This is a genomic window from Rhodobacter xanthinilyticus, from assembly GCF_001856665.1.
In the GTDB taxonomy this organism is placed as follows: domain Bacteria; phylum Pseudomonadota; class Alphaproteobacteria; order Rhodobacterales; family Rhodobacteraceae; genus Rhodobacter; species Rhodobacter xanthinilyticus.
In genome coordinates this window covers 2,768,351-2,786,718 of sequence record NZ_CP017781.1, presented here as the reverse complement: position 1 = coordinate 2,786,718, position 18,368 = coordinate 2,768,351, and the positions used below count along the sequence as shown (strand labels likewise).

General features: G+C 68.7%; 16 protein-coding genes and 1 tRNA gene. 9 read left to right on the top strand and 8 right to left on the bottom strand.

What is annotated here, in order from left to right; all coding sequences use genetic code 11:
* Window positions 1–125: 125 nt before the first annotated feature.
* Window positions 126–728, top strand: a complete 603-nt coding sequence (locus tag LPB142_RS13565) for a L,D-transpeptidase (RefSeq protein WP_068764979.1) — start codon at window positions 126–128, stop codon at window positions 726–728.
* Entirely contained in the window at window positions 728–1,774 is a 1,047-nt protein-coding gene (gene mnmH, locus LPB142_RS13560; protein ID WP_071166690.1) for a tRNA 2-selenouridine(34) synthase MnmH, read from the top strand. Before LPB142_RS13565 ends, mnmH begins: the two co-directional genes overlap by 1 nt.
* On the opposite strand, the gene selD is transcribed toward mnmH, so the two are convergent.
* Window positions 1,767–3,932 carry a selenide, water dikinase SelD gene (gene selD / locus LPB142_RS13555; RefSeq protein ID WP_071166689.1) on the bottom strand — a complete coding sequence of 722 codons (2,166 nt, stop codon included), beginning with the start codon at window positions 3,930–3,932 and terminating at the stop codon, window positions 1,767–1,769. The two genes, mnmH and selD, sit on opposite strands and share 8 nt — an antisense overlap.
* Window positions 3,933–4,076: 144 nt before the next feature.
* Between selD and LPB142_RS13550 the strand changes: the two genes are divergently transcribed.
* Together LPB142_RS13550 and LPB142_RS13545 are read left to right on the top strand one after the other, a co-directional pair.
* Window positions 4,077–4,153 (top strand) — tRNA-Met (locus LPB142_RS13550).
* Between the two features lie 281 nt (window positions 4,154–4,434).
* Entirely contained in the window at window positions 4,435–4,623 is a 189-nt protein-coding gene (locus LPB142_RS13545) for a DUF1127 domain-containing protein (RefSeq protein ID WP_071166688.1), read from the top strand.
* A 66-nt stretch (window positions 4,624–4,689) separates the two neighbouring features.
* Here LPB142_RS13545 and LPB142_RS13540 read toward each other — a convergent pair whose 3' ends face one another.
* The 5 genes from LPB142_RS13540 to LPB142_RS13520 form a co-directional block, all read right to left on the bottom strand.
* Window positions 4,690–5,040, bottom strand: coding sequence for a hypothetical protein (locus LPB142_RS13540; protein ID WP_068764975.1), 351 nt, complete (start codon window positions 5,038–5,040; stop codon window positions 4,690–4,692).
* A gap of 83 nt (window positions 5,041–5,123) precedes the next feature.
* A complete protein-coding gene (locus LPB142_RS13535; RefSeq protein WP_071166687.1) occupies window positions 5,124–5,996 on the bottom strand; it encodes a 50S ribosomal protein L11 methyltransferase in 873 nt (290 codons plus the stop codon).
* A gap of 194 nt (window positions 5,997–6,190) precedes the next feature.
* Window positions 6,191–6,826 carry a peptide-methionine (S)-S-oxide reductase MsrA gene (gene msrA, locus LPB142_RS13530; protein WP_071166686.1) on the bottom strand — a complete coding sequence of 212 codons (636 nt, stop codon included), beginning with the start codon at window positions 6,824–6,826 and terminating at the stop codon, window positions 6,191–6,193.
* Between the two features lie 56 nt (window positions 6,827–6,882).
* A complete protein-coding gene (locus LPB142_RS13525) occupies window positions 6,883–8,109 on the bottom strand; it encodes an MFS transporter (RefSeq protein WP_071166685.1) in 1,227 nt (408 codons plus the stop codon).
* A 92-nt stretch (window positions 8,110–8,201) separates the two neighbouring features.
* Entirely contained in the window at window positions 8,202–10,385 is a 2,184-nt protein-coding gene (locus LPB142_RS13520; RefSeq protein WP_071167260.1) for a primosomal protein N', read from the bottom strand.
* Between the two features lie 237 nt (window positions 10,386–10,622).
* Here LPB142_RS13520 and fsa point away from each other — a divergent pair, with 237 nt between their 5' ends.
* From fsa to LPB142_RS13495, 5 genes are all read left to right on the top strand, one after another.
* Window positions 10,623–11,276, top strand: coding sequence for a fructose-6-phosphate aldolase (fsa, locus tag LPB142_RS13515; protein WP_071166684.1), 654 nt, complete (start codon window positions 10,623–10,625; stop codon window positions 11,274–11,276).
* A 103-nt stretch (window positions 11,277–11,379) separates the two neighbouring features.
* Window positions 11,380–12,081 carry a DUF484 family protein gene (locus tag LPB142_RS13510; protein WP_071166683.1) on the top strand — a complete coding sequence of 234 codons (702 nt, stop codon included), beginning with the start codon at window positions 11,380–11,382 and terminating at the stop codon, window positions 12,079–12,081.
* Entirely contained in the window at window positions 12,081–13,004 is a 924-nt protein-coding gene (locus LPB142_RS13505) for a tyrosine recombinase XerC (RefSeq protein WP_071166682.1), read from the top strand. Before LPB142_RS13510 ends, LPB142_RS13505 begins: the two co-directional genes overlap by 1 nt.
* 129 nt (window positions 13,005–13,133) lie before the next feature.
* The gene (locus LPB142_RS19440) at window positions 13,134–13,478 is read left to right on the top strand and encodes a hypothetical protein (protein ID WP_198037837.1); all 345 of its coding nucleotides are present in this window, start codon (window positions 13,134–13,136) and stop codon (window positions 13,476–13,478) included.
* A gap of 83 nt (window positions 13,479–13,561) precedes the next feature.
* Entirely contained in the window at window positions 13,562–14,257 is a 696-nt protein-coding gene (locus LPB142_RS13495; protein WP_071166680.1) for a CDP-alcohol phosphatidyltransferase family protein, read from the top strand.
* Here LPB142_RS13495 and LPB142_RS13490 read toward each other — a convergent pair.
* Together LPB142_RS13490 and ileS are read right to left on the bottom strand one after the other, a co-directional pair.
* Window positions 14,254–15,090 carry an EamA family transporter gene (locus LPB142_RS13490; protein ID WP_068764966.1) on the bottom strand — a complete coding sequence of 279 codons (837 nt, stop codon included), beginning with the start codon at window positions 15,088–15,090 and terminating at the stop codon, window positions 14,254–14,256. The genes LPB142_RS13495 and LPB142_RS13490 overlap by 4 nt on opposite strands.
* Before the next feature lie 181 nt (window positions 15,091–15,271).
* Complete coding sequence (gene ileS / locus LPB142_RS13485) at window positions 15,272–18,178, bottom strand: isoleucine--tRNA ligase (RefSeq protein ID WP_071166679.1); 2,907 nt, start codon at window positions 18,176–18,178, stop codon at window positions 15,272–15,274.
* Window positions 18,179–18,368: the final 190 nt, after the last annotated feature.

Sequence of the window (18,368 nt, the reverse complement as noted above, 5' to 3'; positions counted from 1 at the left end):
CCCGTTTTCGTGAATCCCCCCCCGTTTTCGTGAACCCCCCCGTTTTCGTGAACCCTGAGCCCTGCTTGGGAGTTGAGCCGGAGAAAGGCGCCTGTTAGCCTGCCCCAAAGAGATCGGAGAAAGCCATGTTCCGCCGCCATTTCCTGACCACGCTCGCCGCGCTCGGCGCGACCGCGCCGCTGGGCGCTCAGGCTGCCAGCACCGCGCCGGAGGTCGAGACCGCCTCCGCCCCCGCCGAAGCGCCGAAATGGCCGATCGCGCGGCAATATTACCCGACCGAGGTGCGCGTGCGCCCCGAACTGCCGGTGGGCTCGATCATCATCGTTTCGGACAAGTTCTTCCTTTACCACATCATCGCGCCGGGGCGTGCGATGCGCTATGGCGTGGCGGTGGGCCGGGGCGAGCTGAAATTCCGCGGGCAGGCGGTGGTCGGGCGCAAGGTCGAATGGCCGAGCTGGAAGCCCACGCCCGAGATGGTGCAGCGCAGCCCCGAGCATTACGCCCGCTACGCCGAGACCGGCATGCCCGGCGGCCCGAAAAACCCGCTCGGCGCGCGGGCGATGTATCTCTATCAAAACGGCCATGACACCGCGATCCGCATTCATGGCACCACCGAGCCGAGCTCGATCGGCCATGCGGTCTCGAACGGCTGTTTGCGGATGGTCAACGACCATGTGATCGCGCTCTTCGATCAGGTGCCTGTCGGGACGCCGGTCACGGTTTACTGATGCGGCTGAGCACGGTGGACGAGCCCCTCGGCGCGGGGTTCGATACGATCATCGACGTGCGCGCGCCCTCGGAATTCGCCGAGGACCACCTGCCCGGGGCGATCAACCTGCCGGTGCTCGACGATGCCGAGCGCGCCCGTGTCGGCACGATCTACAAGCAGGTCTCGCCCTTTGACGCGCGCAAGATCGGCGCGGCGCTGGTGGCGAAGAATGCCGCGCGCCATATCGAGGGGCCCTTGGCGGCGATGCCGGGGGGCTGGCGGCCGCTCGTCTATTGCTGGCGGGGCGGGCAGAGATCGGGGTCTTTCGCGACGATTCTGCGCCAGATCGGCTGGCGGGTGGAGCTGGTCGAGGGCGGCTACAAGGCCTGGCGGGGCTTGGTCGTTGCGGCGGTGGCGGCGCCGGTGGTGCCGCGCGTGGTGGTGCTTGACGGCAATACCGGCTCGGCCAAGACCGAGATTTTGCTGGCCGCGCAAGGGCTTGGCGCGCAGGTGCTCGATCTCGAGGGGCTGGCGAACCATCGAGGCTCGATCTTCGGGGCGCGGCCGGGGGGGCAGCCCTCGCAAAAGGCCTTCGAGCGCGAGCTGGCGCTGGCGCTTGGCGGCTTCGACCCGGGGCGGCCGGTTCTGGTCGAGGCGGAGAGCTCGAAGATCGGTGCGATCAACCTGCCGAAGGGGATCTGGGCGGCGATCTGCGCCGCGCCCCGGGTGCAGATCGCGGCGCCTCTCGCGGCGCGGGCGGAGTATCTCGCGCGGGCCTATGGCGATGTTGCGGGCGACCGGGCGGAGCTTGCGCGGCTGATCGACAAGCTGCGGCCGTTTCAGCCGGCCGAGGCGGTCGAGCGCTGGCTTGGCTGGGGCGCGGCGGGGGCCCTCACCCCGCTCGCGGGCGAGCTGATGGCGCTCCATTATGACCCGCGCTACGCCAAGCACCGCGCGCGCCATGGCGGCGCAGCGGTCGAGATCGCGGCGCCGAGCCTTGCGCCCGAGGCGGTTGCGGGGCTTGCGCGGGCGGTGATCGCGGCGGCGGAGCGGCTCGTCAGCTGACCCGGATCAGGATCTCGCCGGGCTCGGTCATCTGGCCGATCCGCGCGGCGGCGATGCCGGCCTCGGCCAGCGCGGCGAGAAGGGCCGCGGCCTCGCGGGCGGGCACCGCGGCGAGGAGCCCGCCCGCGGTTTGCGGATCATGGAGCAGATCGGTGCGCGGCCCGGGCGGGGCGAGAACGCGGCCCGCGGTGGCGGCGATATTGGCGGGCAGGAGGCTCGAGCCATGGCCCGCCGCGGCCAGCGCCTCGGCCCCGGGCAGGAGCGGCACGGCGGCAAGCGCGATCTCGGCGCCGGTGTTCGAGGCCTCACAAAGCGCGCTCAGATGGCCGAGCAGGCCAAAGCCCGTCACATCGGTCATCGCATGGGCGCGCGGCGCGAGGATCGCGGCATCGCGCGCGAGCGGGCGCGACATCGCGGCGAGCGCGCTCGCCACCACCTCGCCGGGCGCGGATTTGAGCATCTCGGCGGCGAAAATGACGCCGGTTCCCAAGGGCTTGGTGAGGAGAAGCACATCGCCCGGGCGCGCGCCGCGGGTCTCGATCGCGCGGTCGGTCAGGCCGGTGAGCGCGAAGCCGAGGCTGAGTTCGGCGCCGAAGCTCGTATGGCCGCCGACGAGATCGGCGCCCGCCGCGCGCATCACCTCGCCCGCCGCCGCGAGGATCTCGGCGAGGGTGCGCTCGGCCAGCTCCTCGCTCATCCGAGGCAGGGTGACCTGCGCCAGCGCGGCCTGCGGCGCGCCGCCCATCGCCCAGATATCGCCAAGCGCATGGGTCGCGGCGATGCGGGCGAAGAGGCCGTAATCCTCGAGGAAGGCGCGCATGTGGTCGGTCGTGAAGATCTGGGTGCGCAGCCCGAGGCGCAAGATCGCGGCGTCATCGCCGGGGCCGGTGAGGACATCGTCGCGGGCCGGGGCGGGCAGGCTCGCGAGCGCCCCGCCGAGCGCGGCGCGGCCCAGTTTCGAGCCGCAGCCGCCGCAAAGGGGCTTTGGCCCGAGCGCCTCGGCGACGCCCTGCGCCAGATCGCGCGGCAGGGGGGGCGCGGGCATCGCGGGCAGGTCGTGGACCATCGCCATGAAGCGCGTGTCGATGCGGTTTTTCCAGCGCCAGAGCCAGCGGCCATCGAGCGGCAGGCCCCATTTGTCGGCGACCGCGTGTTGGTCGCCCGTCGAGATCAGCTTGAGGTAATCGCGCTGCGGGCGGTAGGGGCGCAAGGCGCGCCCCATTGCGGCGGCGCGCAGGTTGTCAAAGAGCACAGGCGCCGCGCGCACCGCGTAGACGCCGGCTTTCGGGCGGGGCGCGAAGGCGAGATGGGCGATGTCGCCGGCGGCGAAGATCGCGGGGTCGGAGCTTTGCAGGGTGGGCGAGACGGTGACGAAGCCCTCGTGCAGCGCGAGGCCGGTCTGGGCGAGCCAGTCGGCGGGGCGGGTCGCGCCGGTGCCGAGCGTGAAATCGGCCGCGACGGTGCGGCCATCGGCGAGGAGGAGCGCGCCCGGGCGGGCCTCGGCGACGCGGGCGTTTTCCTCGATCTCGACGCCGAGGCGGGCGCAATGGGCGCGCAGGCGCGCGCGCGCGCCCGGGCCGATCAGCGCGAGCGCCTCGGGGCCGGCCTCGTAGACGGTGACGCGGGCGTCGGGGCGGCGGTGCGCGAAGGCGAGCGCGAGTTCGACCCCCGCGACGCCGCCGCCGATCACCGCGATGCGGGGGCCTTCGGGGGCGGTGGCGGCGAAATGTTCCCAGGCGTCGGCGAAGGCGTTGAGCGGTTTGGCGGGGATGACATGGGCGGAAAAGCCCGGAAGATCAGGCATTTCGGCGGTGATGCCGGTATCGATCGAGGCGATGTCGTAGCGGATCGGGGCGCGGCCCGGCACGGTGATCTCGCGGGCGGCGCGGTCGATGCCGGTGGCGTGGCCGAGGATCAGCCGGGCGCCGGCGTGGCGGGCGAGGCGCACGAGGTCGAGTTGCAGCGCGGCGCGGGGGTAATGGCCGGCGATATGGCCCGGCAGCATGCCCGAATAGGCGGCGGTGGCGCGCGGGTTGATCACGGTCAGCCGCACGCCGGGAAGCGGCGCCATGCCCCACATCCTGAGCGCGATCGCATGGGCGTGGCCGCCGCCGATCAGGACGATGTCACGGGTGAGCGGCAGGGCGGAAGTTTCCATCGGCGACTCCTTCGTTGCGCCCGTGCTACCGCGCCCGGCGCGGCAGGCCAACGGGCAAAGTGCCCGGCGGATGCAAGTGCCGCAAAACTTTCTCGGTTTCGGCTCTTGACGGCCCGCGCGGCTTCGCTTAGTCAGCGCGCCAGTGGCTAGGTAGCTCAGTTGGTTAGAGCATGCGACTCATAATCGCAGGGTCGGGGGTTCGAGTCCCCCCCTCGCCACCACTTTCCTCCTTTCGTTAAACTTGTTCGCAGTTTCCCGCGGCCGGATTTCGGCTATCGGCTTGCGAATTTCGTTTGGCTGCGACGGATGGGCGCAAAAAACCGTTACATATCAGCCCTATCGAGGGGCTTGCGCGGGGGTGGCCCGGCACCGGCGCAGCCATTCGCGGCGTGCATGGCAGGGCTGCTCTCGCGGGGGTTGTTTTCGCATAGGGCCAAATATAGATGCGGCACCTCGAAGAACGAGCCTGAAACTTAAGCAGTTTATGAACGGAGACGGTCCGATGTCGGCTGTGGATACCAATCGCATGTCTTTCCGCGCGTCGCGGAATGGTCTGTTTGGCAAGATGATCGACGCCGTGCTGGCGTGGAATGAAGCGCGGATCACGCGTTCGGCGCTGTCGCGTCTGAGCGATCGCGAACTCAATGATATCGGGCTGACCCGCTACGATATCGACCGCGTCGCGCGCTGATGGCGGGCGATGAAGAAAGGGCCGCGCTCCGGTAGGAGCGCGGCCCTTTTGCTTGCCCGGACGGGCTCATCCCAGATGCAGGAACGGCCGCAGCGCGGCGGCGACGACATGGGTCGCGGGCTCGGCCTTCATCAGCCAGGCGCCGAAGCGCTCGAGCGGGTTGCCAGCGGCGAGCTCGGCCACGCGGGTATCATAGGCCGCGCCGAGCCAGGCATAGACGGTGCCCTTGAAGAGCAGTGCGCCGGCGAAGAAGAAGGTCATGCCTTTCCACGGCAGGCTGCGCCGCGCGGGCGGGCGCATCGCGTCGAAATAACTGCGCCCAAGCGCGCCGGTCGCCTCGAAGGCGCCGCCGCTGGCGTTGATTTTCTCGATCCGGTCGAGCCGGTCCTGGAAGGTCGGTCTGGTTTCGTTGGTCATGGCGAACACCCGGACTGCCGTGCTCCCTCAGCACGGCCCCAGTATGCGCCGAAATGCTTAACCTAACGATAACCAAGATCGGCTTACTGTTTCCGTTGCAGGACCAGTGTCGTCCAATCGCCGAATTCGTCGCGGGAAACGAGGGTAAAGCCCTGCGCCTGATAGGCGGCGATCACCTCATCGGCCTGCTCGTGGAGGATGCCAGAGAGGATGACATGACCTGATTCGGCACAATAGCGGCCCATATCGGGGGCGAGCCCGATCAGCGGCGCCTTCAGGATATTGGCGAAAATAAGGTCGAAGGGCGCGGCGGATTTGATTTCGGGGTGCTCGAAGCCCGCGGCCTCGAGGCAGATCACCCGATCGCCGAGCCCATTGCCGGCGCAATTGGCCGCGGCGGTCTCGACGGCGACCGGGTCGATGTCGGAGGCGAGCATTCGCTCGGGCCAGAGTTTCGCCGCCGCCATGGCGAGCACGGCGGTGCCGCAGCCGATATCGACGACGTTATGGGCACGCAGGCCCGCGCGTTCGAGCCGGTCGAGGGCGGTCAGGCAGCCGAGCGTGGTGCCATGATGGCCGGTGCCGAAGGCCATCGCGGCGTCGATGCGCAGCGGGATCGCCTCGGCGGGAACCTTGTCGGCGTCGTGGCTGCCATAAACGAAGAAGCGGCCGGCGACGACCGGGGCGAGTTCGCGCCGGACATGGGCGACCCAGTCGATCTCGGGGAGCTCGGAGACCACGAAGGGCTGCGCGCCATGGGCCGCGGCGAGGAGCAGGAGCGCGACCTCATCGGGGGCTTCGAGGAAATAGGCGCCGACCTCCCAGCGCTCGGACCCGTCCTCGATCTCGAAGACGCCGACGCCATAGGGCGCGGGGTCGAGCTCTTCGACGAGCTCGGAGAGGGCTTCGGCCGCGTCGCGGTCGGCCAGCGTGGTGAAGGCGGTATAGGTGGTCATGGCGGCTCCCCTTGGGCTTCTCCCTGCTTTGGCGCAGGGGGGCGGGCGGGTCAAGCCTGCCGGGCGGCGTGGCGCGTGGCTTCGGTGGAATTTGCGTATTTGGACCAAGAAGAAACGGGAACGTTTCCGAGAGCCCTGTCGTTTCTTCTTGGCTAAAATACGCATTCCCCGGCCGGGCGCAGGCGCGGCGTGGGTCAGAGGGCGAGCCCGATAGGGCAGCTCACGCCGGTGCCGCCGATGCCGCAATAGCCTTCGGGGTTTTTCGCCAGATATTGTTGGTGGTAGTCTTCGGCGAAATAGAAGGCTGGGGCGGGCAGGATCTCGGTGGTGATCGGGCCATAGCCGGCAGCGGCGAGGCGGGGGGCGTAGGCGGCGCGCGAGGCCTCGGCCGCGGACTGTTGCTCGGCGTCATAGGTATAGATGCCGGAGCGGTATTGGGTGCCCTGGTCGTTGCCCTGGCGCATGCCCTGGGTGGGGTTGTGGTTTTCCCAGAAGAGGCGCAGCAGGTCGGTGTAGGAGATTTGCGCGGGGTCGAAGGTGATGCGCACCACCTCGTTATGGCCGGTCAGCCCGGTGCAGACCTCGCGGTAGGTCGGGTTCGGGGTGAGCCCGCCGGCATAGCCGACCGCCGTCAGCCAGACGCCCTTCTGCCCCCAGAACTTGCGCTCGACGCCCCAGAAGCAGCCCATGCCGAACATCGCCTCGGCGTAGCCTTCGGGGCGGGGGGCGCGCAGCGGGCGGTGGAAAAGGAAGTGATCCTCGGCGAGCGGCATCGGTTCGGGGCGGCCGGGGAGGGCCTCGGTGGCGGTGGGCAGGCGGGTCGGGCGCATCTTCGGGCTCCTTCAGGGGGTGCCGGTAATATAGGGGCGGGGCGGCGCCGGTCCAGTCAGCGGCGGCGCGCGAAGATCGTCTCGTAGCCCTTTTCCGGGTGGCGCGGGATCAGGAGCGACAGGCCGAGCGAGACCGCCGCCATGCCCGCCGCGAGCGCGAAGACCGCCGCCGGCGAGGCGAGCCACAGATAGCCCAGCGCCGCGGGCAGGAACACCGCCGCGATATGGTTGATGGTGAAGGCCACGGCCGCGGTCGGCGCGATATCGGCGGGGTCGGCGATCTTCTGAAAGTAGGTCTTTTGCGCGAAGGCGAGGGCGAAGAACAGGTGATCGAGCACATAGAGCGCGGCGGCGACCCAGACGCTCCAGTTGAACCAGTAGAGCCCGCCGTAGGCGAGGAAGACGAAGATCAGCCCGATATATTCGACGCTGAGCGCGCGCCGCTCGCCCCAGCGGCCGACCGCGCGGCCCATCGCGGGGGCGGCGATCATATTGGCGGCGAAGTTGATCAGAAACAGCGCCGAGATCTCATCGACCCGGAAGCCGAAGCGTTCGACCATCATGAAGGCGGCGAAGACCACGAAGATCTGGCGTCGGGCGCCGGCCATGAATTGCAGCGCGTAATAGAGCCAGTAGCGGCGGCGCAGCACGAAGGTCTTGAGCTGCGGGTGGGGGGATTGAAACTGCGGGTAGAGGAGCGCGGCGGCGATGGCGAGGAGGAGCGTGGTGCCGCCCGCGACGCCATAGACGAGGCCATAGCTGAGGTTGAAGGTCTTCCAGGTCAGCACCAGCACCGCATAGGCCGCGAGCGAGGCGCCCGAGCCCACCGCGACGATCCGGCCCAGCGTCTGCGGCGCGCGGGCGCGGTCGATCCACTGGAGCTGGAGCGATTGGTTCACCGTCTCGAAATAGTGAAAGCCGACCGAGCTGAGGAAGGTCACGAGCATCATCCCGCCGACCTGCGGGAACATCGCGGTCACCGCCGTGGCCGCGCCAAGGAGGCCAAGCGCGAGGAGCGCGAGCACCTGTTCGCGCAGCACCCACAGCAGCACGATCACCCCGATCGCCAGAAACCCCGGGATCTCGCGCACCGATTGCAGCCAGCCGATCTCGCGGCCGGTGAAGGAGGCGACCTCGATGACGAAATTGTTCAAAAGCGCCGACCAGGTGGCGAAGGCGATCGGCATCGCGGCGGCCATCAGGTAAAGGAGCGCATCCGGCCGGCGCCAGCGCGGCAGGGTCTGGGCCTCGGAGAGCGGGAGTTCGGCGAAGAGCTTGGTCATGGCTCGCGATACGCCCGCGCGCGCAGGCGCGCAAGCGGGGCGATAAGCGCGCAGGCGCGGGCCCGGCTGCGCGCAAGTGCTCAGAAAAAGCGTTAGAGGAAGCTCTGCGGGTCGATGTCGATGGCGAGGCGGATCGCGGGGGGGATTTTCACCGCCCGCAGCCAGGCGCGGATCGCGTCTTGCAAGGCGGCGCTCTTCGGGGCCTTGATCAGCATCCGCACCCGGTGGCGCCCGCGCACCCGAGCGATGGGCGCGGGCGCCGGGCCGAAGAGCTCGGCGCCGATGCGGGCGAGCGGCGCGGGCGCGCGGGCGAGCGCCTGGCCGATCTCGAAGAGCGGCGCGAGTTCGGGGCCGGAGAGGATGATCCCGGCCATGCGGCCAAAGGGCGGCACGCCGGCTGCGCGGCGGCCCTCGGCCTCGGCGCGCCAGAAGGCCTCCTCCTCGCCCGAGAGGATCGCGCGGATCACCGGATGCTCGGGCTGGTAGCTTTGCAAGAGCGCCAGCCCCGGGCGCTCGGCGCGGCCGGCGCGGCCGGCGACCTGGCGCATGAGCTGGAAGGTGCGCTCGGCGGCGCGCAGATCCGAGCCCTGCAGCCCGAGATCGGCATCGACCACGCCGACGAGGGTCAGGAGCGGGAAGTTGTGGCCCTTGGCGACGATCTGGGTGCCGATGATGATATCGGCGCCACCCGCGGCGATCTCGGCGATCGTGTCTTTGAGCGCGCGCGCCGAGCCGAAGAGATCGGAGGAGAGCACCGCCACGCGCGCCGTCGGGAAGCGCTCGGCAACCTCCTCGGCGAGGCGCTCGACGCCCGGCCCGACGGGGGCGAGGCGGCCCTCGACGCCGCAGCTCGGGCAGGCGGCGGGGATCGGCTTTTGCTCGCCGCATTGGTGGCAGACGAGCCGGTTGAGGAACCGGTGCTCGACCATCCGCGCATCGCAATGATCGCAGGCGATCTGATGGCCGCAGGCGCGGCAGATGGTGACCGGCGCATAGCCGCGGCGGTTGAGGAAGAGCATCGCCTGTTCGCCGCGCGAGATCCGCTCGAGCACCGCGCCGACGAGGCTGGGCGAGATCCAGTGGACCGATTCGATGCGCTCCTCGCGCATGTCGATGGCGCGCATCTCGGGCAGTTCGGAGGCGCCGAAGCGGCTTTTCAGATCGATCCGGGCGTATTTGCCGGCCTCGGCATTGGCCCAGCTTTCGAGCGAGGGCGTGGCCGAGGCGAGCACCACCTGCGCCGAGGCGAGCGAGGCGCGCAGGACCGCCATGTCGCGGGCGTTGTAGAGGACGCCCTCCTCCTGCTTGTAGGAGCTGTCGTGTTCCTCATCGACGACGATCAGCCCGAGGTCGCGGAACGGCAGGAAGAGCGACGAGCGCGCGCCCACGACGAGCTGCGCCCCGCCCGAGGAGACCATCCGCCACAGCCGGCGCCGCTCGGATTGCGTGACGCCCGAATGCCACTCGCCCGGGCGCGCGCCAAACCGCGCCTCGACGCGGGCGAGGAACTCCGCCGAGAGCGCGATTTCAGGAAGCAGAACAAGGGCTTGGCGGCCGCGGGCGAGGCAATCGGCGACCGCTTCGAGATAGACCTCGGTCTTGCCCGAGCCGGTGACGCCCTTGAGCAGGGTGACCCCGAATTCGCCACCGCCCGCGCGCAGGGCCTCGGCCGCGGCGGCCTGATCGGGTGAGAGCGCCTTGCCGGGCGCGGCCGGGTCGAGGCGCGGATAGGGCAGATCGCGCGGCTGCTCGACCTCCTCGACGGCGCCGAGCTTGACGAGGCCCTTGACCACCTGCGGCGTGACGCCGGCGAGCTGGGCGAGCTCGCTGAGGTAGAAGGCCGCGTCCTGCTGCTCCTCGAGCACGGCGAGAACCTTGGCGCGCGCCTCGGTCTCGCGGGCGGGGGCGCCGCGGCCGAGCCGATAGACCTTGCGCGCGCCGGGCGGCTCGAAAAGCCCCGGCGTGCGGGTGGCGAGCCGCAGAACCGCCATCTGCGAGGCCATCACATAGCGCGCCATGCGGATCAGGAACTCGCGCAGCTCATCGCGCATCGGCGCCACCTCGAGCACCCGGGTGACGGGGCGCAGCCTGGCCGCCTCGAACCGCCCGTCGCCCGGGCCCCAGACCACGCCGATCACCCGCCGCGGCCCGAGCGGCACCTCGACAAAAGCCCCGAGAAAACAGCCGCCCTCCGGCGCGAGATAATCGAGCGGGCGCCCCACGGGTTCGGTGGTCAGCACCGAGACCCGCCCGCCCGCCTCGAACCAGCTCGGCATGCTCGTGCCCCGCGCGCTCAAGGGTCTTGCCTCCGGCGGGGATATTTATCGCATCGTTGAAGGGCAGGGCGCGGGCTCCCCTTCAATGATGCGGAAATATCCCGGGGGGTGAGGCCCGCAGGGCCGAGGGGGGCAGCGCCCCCTTTGCGCGCGGCGGGGCGGGCGCGGCGATTCCCCTCTGGCCCGGCGGGCCGGTTTGCGCTATCAGGCGCGCAACTGCTGCTCAGGAGACCTGCCATGAAATTCTTCGTCGATACCGCCGACGTCGCCGCGATCAAGGAGCTCAATGATCTCGGGATGGTCGATGGCGTGACCACCAACCCCTCGCTGATCCTGAAATCGGGGCGCGACATTCTCGAAGTGACCCGCGAGATCTGCGACATGGTCGAAGGCCCGGTCTCGGCCGAGGTCGTGGCCACCGAGGCCAAGGACATGATCGCCGAGGGGCTCAAGCTCGCCAAGATCGCCTCCAACATCGCGATCAAGGTGCCGCTGACCTGGGCCGGGCTGACCGCCTGCAAGGCTTTCGCATCCGAGGGCCATATGGTCAACGTCACTTTGTGCTTCTCGGCCGCGCAGGCGATCCTCGCCGCCAAGGCCGGCGCGAAGTTCATCTCGCCCTTCATCGGCCGGCTTGACGACATCAACCTCGACGGGATCCAGCTGATCGAGGACATCCGCACGATCTACGACAATTACGATTTCGACACCGAGATCCTTGCCGCCTCGATCCGCAACGTCAACCACATCACCGAGGTCGCCCGCATCGGCGCCGATGTGATCACCGCGCCGCCCGCCGTGATCAAGGCGATGGCGAACCATGTGCTGACCGACAAGGGGCTCGAGCAGTTCCTCGCCGACTGGGCCAAGACCGGCCAGAACATTCTCTGAGCGCGCCGCCAGGCCGCGGGGCAAGGGGGCGATTTTTCGCCCCCTTTTTTCATGAACTCGTGTAGAGTGGCAAAAAACGAGCAAAGACTTGAACGAGGCAGGCATGAGCGAGAACGCCCTGGCGGCTGAGCTGCGGGAAAAAATCATTTCGGATCCTGAGGTTGTGCTGGAGGACCGGGATCTGATGCGGGCGCTGACGGCGGCGAATGAGCGCGCGATGGGCGCCAATATCGTCGATCTGCGCGGCATCGCGATGCAGCGGCTCGAGGCGCGGCTCGACCGGCTCGAGGACACCCATCGCTCGGTGATCGCGGCGGCTTACGAGAACCTCTCGGGCACCAATCAGATCCATCGCGCGGTGCTGCGGCTTTTGGAGCCTTCGAGCTTCGAGGAGTTTCTGGCGGTGTTGCAGGGCGAGGTGGCCGAGGTGCTGCGCGTCGATGCGGTGCGGCTCGTGCTCGAGAGCCTGCACAGCGAGGCCGACCCGGCGCTCAAGCGGCTCGGCGATGTGCTCTGTGTGGCGGAGCCGGGGTTCATTCAGGAATACATGGGCAGCGGGCGCGGCCCGGCGCGGGGCGTGGTGCTGCGCCAGACGCAGGGGCTCTCGCGCGCGATCTATGGCGATGCGGCGGATTGGATCCGCTCCGAGGCACTGATGCGGCTCGATTTCGGGCCCGGCCGTCTGCCCGGGCTGCTGGTCATGGGCGCCGAGGATCCGCATCAGTTCAAGCCCTCGCAAGGGGTTGATCTGCTTGGCTTCTTCGCCGGGATCTTCGAGCGCGCGATGCGCCGCTGGCTCGGCTGATGGAGCTTGGCTTCAGCCCGGCGGCGGGCGAGGCCTTGGCGCGTTGGCTCGATCATCTGCGCGCGCTCGAGGGCGCGTCGGAGGCCACGGTGACCGCCTATCGCGCCGATGTCGCGGGGTTCTTGGGGTTTTTGCACCAGCATGAGGGCGAGAGCCTCGGGCTGGCGCGGCTGGCCGAGGTGGGGCCGCGCGAGATGCGCGCCTGGATGGCGGAGGCGCGCGGGCGCGGGCTCGGGGCGCGCTCGCTCGCGCGGGCGCTCTCGTCGGTGAAGAGTTTCTACCGCTGGCTCTCGGCGCGGGAGGGGTTCGACCCGACCCATGTTCTGGCCGCGCGGGCGCCGAAATTCACCCGAAAACTGCCCCGGCCGCTGAGCGAGGAGGCCGCGCGGGCGGTGATCGAGGCGGTCGATACTCAGGCCGCCGAGCCCTGGATCGCGGCGCGCGATGCGGCGGTGGTGACGTTGCTTTACGGCTGCGGGCTGCGGATTTCCGAGGCGCTGGGCCTTGAGGGCGGGGCGCATCCCTTGCCCGAGGTGCTGCGCATTCGCGGCAAGGGCGGCAAGGAGCGGCTGGTGCCGGTCTTGCCGGCGGCGCGGGCGGCGGTGGCCGAGTATGTGGGCCTTTGCCCCTATGATCTCGCCCCGGGCGAGGCGCTCTTTCGTGGCGCGCGCGGGGGGGCCTTGAACCCGCGCCAGATCGCGCGGGCGATGGAGCGCGCGCGGATGGGGCTTGGCCTGCCCGCGACGGCGACGCCGCATGCGATGCGCCATTCGTTCGCGACGCATCTTCTGGCCGCGGGGGGCGATCTGCGGGCGATTCAGGAGCTTTTGGGCCATGCGAGCCTGGCCACGACCCAGGTCTATACCGCCGTCGATGCGGCGCGGCTGATCGATGTCTATCGCGCGGCGCATCCGCGGGCGTAAGGGGCGGCGATCAAGCGGATGTGAGACAAATCGGGGGTAAACCCCCTGCGGCGGCGCAGCAATCGTAAGCCTTTCTTAGCAATTCGGGCGCAGGCTCCGGGGCGCGAGGTAGCAGAAAGGATGGTTGCGATGAACGTGACGTCCATCTCCGGCCTGTCGAGCCTCACGGCGCTTCAGTCCACGAATGCGGCTCAGACGAGCCAGACGACCCAGTCGAGCGAGACCGAGGAGACCAAGGGCTCCGGCCCGCCGCCCGGTGGCCCGCCCCCCGGTGGTCCGCCTCCGGGAGGCCCGCCGCCCGGCGGTGCGCCCGGTGGCTCTGAGGCCGCGTCCACCGAGGACGAGACCGAGACGCTTTATCAATCGCTCTTCGAGGCGCTGACCTCGGAGGACAGCGAGGAGAGCGAGGCCACAACGGTCAGCGTCGACCGCATGAAGACCGATCAGTTCCTGTCTCTTCTCTCCGAGATCTGAGCTGAAGAGCCCGCGCGCGCGCAAGCTTTGGCCGGCGCGCGCGTGTGGCTTGTGATCTTGCCCGCTTTGCGGCAAGAGGAGGCATGGATCTTCGTTTCAAAGCCCTCTCCGTCCACCTCCTGACCGCCACGGGCGCGGTGCTCTCGATGCTGGCGATGCTCGCCGCGGTCGAGGAAAAGTGGAGCCTGATGTTCCTGTGGCTCGTCGTCGCGCTTTTCGTCGACGGCATCGACGGCCCCTTGGCGCGCCGCTATCAGGTCAAGACGAACTGGCCGATCTATGACGGGGTTCTGATGGACCTGATCGTCGATTACCTGACCTATGTCTTCATTCCGGCCTATGCGCTCTTCAAATCCGGGCTGCTGCCGGGTTGGACGGGCTGGCTCGCGATCATCGCGATCACCTATGCGAGCGTCATCTATTTCGCCGATACCCGCATGAAAACGAAGGATAATTCCTTCTCCGGCTTCCCGGCGTGCTGGAATATGGTGGTGCTGGTGCTGTTCGCGCTGAAGCCCGGTTACTGGGTGACGCTCGCGGTGGTTCTGGTGCTGGCGGTGGCGATGTTCTTCCCGCTCAAGTTCATCCACCCGACCCGGACGCGGCGCTGGCGGGCGCTGTCGCTGCCGATGGCGCTGGGCTGGACGGTGTTCGCGGCCTGGGCGGCCTTTGTCGATTTCCACCCGCAAAGCTGGGCGCATTGGGGGCTCGTGGTGAGCTCGGTCTATCTGATGGGCGTGGGCATCTTGCAGCAGATCGTGCCCGCGCGGCGGGGCTAAAGCCGGGTCAGCATCACGCCGGCAACGATCAGAACCGCCGCAAGCGCCTTGGCGCGGGTCATCTTCTCGCCAAAGACCAGCCAGCCGATCACCACCGCAAAGAGGATCGAGGTCTCGCGCAGCACCGCGACGAGGGCAATCGGCGCGATCGTCATCGCCCAGATCGAGATCGCATAGGCGCCGTAGGAGGCCGCCGCGCCCGCGCCCGCCACTGCCCATTCACCGGGCCGGGCGCGCAGCATCGCGGGCCCGCGCAGCCCAAGCATCAGCGCCGCAAAGCCGAGGCCCCCGCCGATCATCAGCCAGCCGACATAGCCCACCGCATCGCCCGCGACGCGCGCGCCCATGCCGTCGACGAGCGTATAGGTCGCGGTGGCGAGCGCCGAGCCGAGCGCGAAGGGCAAGAGCCGCCGGCTCTCGCCATCGGTGAAGACCCCGCGTGCCATCAGCAAGATCCCGAGGCCGAGAACCGCGATCCCGGCGTAGCCCATCGGCGCGATGTGATCGAGCGCGAAGGCCGCCGAGACGATCGCGACGAGCATCGGCGCGGCGCCGCGCGCGATCGGGTAGACGCGGCTCAGATCGCCCTGTTCATAGGCCTGCGCGAGGAAGAATTTATAGGCGAAATGGACGAAGCCCGCGCCCGCGATCCAGGGCCAGGCGGCGGGGATCGGCATCGGGCGGGCCGCGGCGATGGCGGCGCCGACCAGGGCCTCCATCAGCGAGAGCATGACCATCGCGCGGATCTTCGAGCCGCCAAGCCGGATCAGCGCGTTCCACAGCGCATGGAGGAAAGCCGCGGCGAGGACGGACAGCAGGATCGGCAGGCTCATCGGCACCTCGGGCTCAATGGCACAGGCCTAGCCGAGCCTGTCGGGCCGGGCAAGGGGGCGCTGCCCCCTTGGACCCCCGGCGTATTTTTACCAAGAAGAAGAGGGGGTTTCTTCTTGGCGCAAATACGCCCGCCGGAGGCTTGAAGTCGGGGCGCCCGGGGCGCCCTTGTCTTGGTTCGGCTCAGCTCAGCGCGGCGTTGCAGCGCGCGCAGGTATGGGGATGCGCATGGGCGCCGACATCGGGCAGGATCTTCCAGCAGCGCTGGCATTTCTCGCCCTCGGCGCGTTCGAAGACCACCGAGACGCCGGCGATTTCGGGCAGGCGGAAGGCCTCGCCCGGGGCCGGGTCGGTGGTGAGCGCGAGGCCCGAGGTGATGCAGAGCTCGGCGAAATCCACCGATTTCAGCGCGCTCGCGAGGGTTTCATCCTCGACATGGACCACCGGCGCGGCCTCGAGCGAGGCGCCGATCACCTTGGCGGTGCGTTCGACCTCGAGCGCGGCGGTCACCGCGCGGCGGGCCCGGCGGATGCCCTCCCATTTCGCGGCAAGCGCCGGGTTCGCCCAATCGGCCGGCACCGGGGCGAAATCCTGCAGGTGGACCGAGCTCGTCTCGCCCGGGAAGCGCGAGAGCCAGACATCCTCCATGGTGAAGGGCAGGATCGGCGCGAGCCAGGTCGTCAGGCGGTGGAACAGGATATCCATCACCGTGCGGCAGGCGCGGCGGGTGAGCGAGCCGGGCGCGTCGCAATAGAGCGCGTCCTTGCGGATATCGAAGTAGAAGGCCGAGAGATCGACGGTCGAGAAGGTGAAGAGCGTCTGGAACACCGACTGGAAGTCGAAGCTGCGGTAGCCCTCGCGCACGGCCGTGTCGAGCTCGGCCAGGCGGTGGAGCACCCAGGCCTCGAGCTCGGGCATCTGGGCCAGATCGACGCGTTCGGCCTCGTCAAAGCCCGCCAGCGCGCCAAGCATGAAGCGCAGCGTGTTGCGCAGGCGGCGGTAGCTGTCGGCGGTGCCTTTGAGGATCTTCGGGCCGATGCGCTGATCGGCGGTATAGTCGCATTGCGCGACCCAAAGGCGCAGGATATCGGCGCCGTATTCGTCGATAACCTCTTGCGGGGCCACGGTATTCCCGAGCGATTTGGACATTTTCATGCCCTTCTCGTCGAGCGTGAAGCCATGCGTCACGACGTTGCGATAAGGTGCGCGGCCGATCGTGGCCGAGGCTTGCAAGAGCGAGGAATGGAACCAGCCGCGGTGTTGGTCGGTGCCTTCGAGATAGACATCGGCGATGCCGTCCTTGGTGCCATCGGCGCGGTCGCGCAGCACGAAGGCATGGGTCGAGCCGCTATCGAACCACACGTCGAGCACGTCGAAGACCTGCTCATAGGCCTCCGGGTCGGCGATGCCCTCGAGCACGCGCGCCTTGAAGCCGGTTTCATACCAGACATCGGCGCCGGCCTGTTCAAAGGCGGCGACGATGCGCGCATTCACCTCGGCCGAGCGCAGCAGGTAATCCGCGTCGGTCGGTTTGGCGCCGCGCTTGACGAAGCAGGTCAGCGGCACGCCCCAGGCGCGTTGGCGCGAGAGCACCCAATCGGGTCGGTTCTCGATCATCGAATGGAGGCGGTTGCGGCCGGTGGCCGGGGTGAATTTCACCAGCTCCTCGATCGATTTCAGCGCGCGGGCGCGGATCGTCTCGCCATAGGTGGCCATGTCATCGGCGAGTTTGACGTCGATCGCGGCGAACCATTGCGGCGTGTTGCGATAGATCAGCGGCGCTTTCGAGCGCCACGAATGCGGGTAGGAATGTTTCACCTTGCCCTTGGCCAACAGCGCGCCGCAATAGGCCAGCTGTTTGATATTGCTGACGTTTGCCGGGCCGTCCTTGCCGTTTTCGTCGATGATCGCCTGCCCGCCGAAGAGCGGCAGATCCTTGCGATAGCTGCCATCGGGCTCGACGTTGTAGGTCATCTTCAGGCCGAATTTCAGGCCGAGCTGATAGTCGTCATCGCCATGCGAGGGCGCGGTATGGACAAAGCCCGTGCCCGCGTCGTCGGTGACGTGATCGCCCGGCAGGAGCGGCACGTCGAAATCCCACTCGCCCGCGCCGCCCTCGACGCCGGCGTAGGGGTGGCGCAGGATCACGCCCTCGAACTCGGCTGCCGGCACGTCGCGCAGGCGCGTGAAGGCCTCGATCTTGGCGGCGCCACGCACGCTCTCGGCCAGCGCATCGGCGAGGATCAGCACCTCGCCCGCCACCGCGGTCGCGCCCTCGGCCACCGCATCGACCCGGTAGGCGCCATAGGCGATGGCCGGGTTATAGGCCACCGCGCGGTTTTGCGGGATCGTCCAGGGCGTCGTCGTCCAGATCACCACCGAGGCGCCCTCGAGCGCCGCGACCGGCTTGAAACGCACCCAGATCGTGTGGCTGGTATGGTCGTGATATTCGACCTCGGCCTCGGCGAGTGCGGTTTTCTCGACCGGCGACCACATGACCGGCTTCGAGCCCTGATAGAGCGCGCCGTTCATCACGAATTTCATGAATTCCTCGGCGATCACCGCCTCGGCGTGGAAATTCATCGTGAGGTAAGGGTCGGCCCAGTTGCCGGTGATGCCGAGACGCTTGAATTCCTCGCGCTGCACGGTGACCCAGTTTTCCGCGAATTTGCGGCATTCCTGGCGGAAGGAAACGATGTCGACATCGTCCTTGTTCAGCCCCTTGGCGCGGTATTGCTCCTCGATCTTCCATTCGATCGGCAGGCCGTGGCAATCCCAGCCGGGGACGTAGCGCGCGTCATGGCCCATCATCTGATGGCTGCGCACGATGATGTCCTTGATGGTCTTGTTCAGCGCGTGGCCGATGTGGAGATGGCCGTTGGCATAGGGGGGGCCGTCGTGGAGGACGAAGGGCGGGCGGGCCTCGGCGCGGCCCTTCTCGCGCAGCCGGTCGTAGACGCCGAGGCGCTCCCAGCGGGCGAGCCAGTCGGGCTCGCGCAGGGGCAGGCCCGCGCGCATCGGGAAATCGGTTTCAGGCAGGAAGACGGTGTCGCGGTAATCGACAGAAGTTTCGGGCGTATCGGCGCACATCTGGGGAGATCCTTGATCGAAGGAAGGGCGCGCGGCCCGCGCCCGAGGCTTTGCACATGTCCCGGCTACCCTGACGCGTCAGAGCGCCGGGCCGCTAATTCGATGGATATGCAAGAGCCGCGTCATGGCGGCCTTATAGGCGGCGCGCGGGCGCGCGGCAAGCGCGCAATCGGGCGGGATTTGCGGAGCG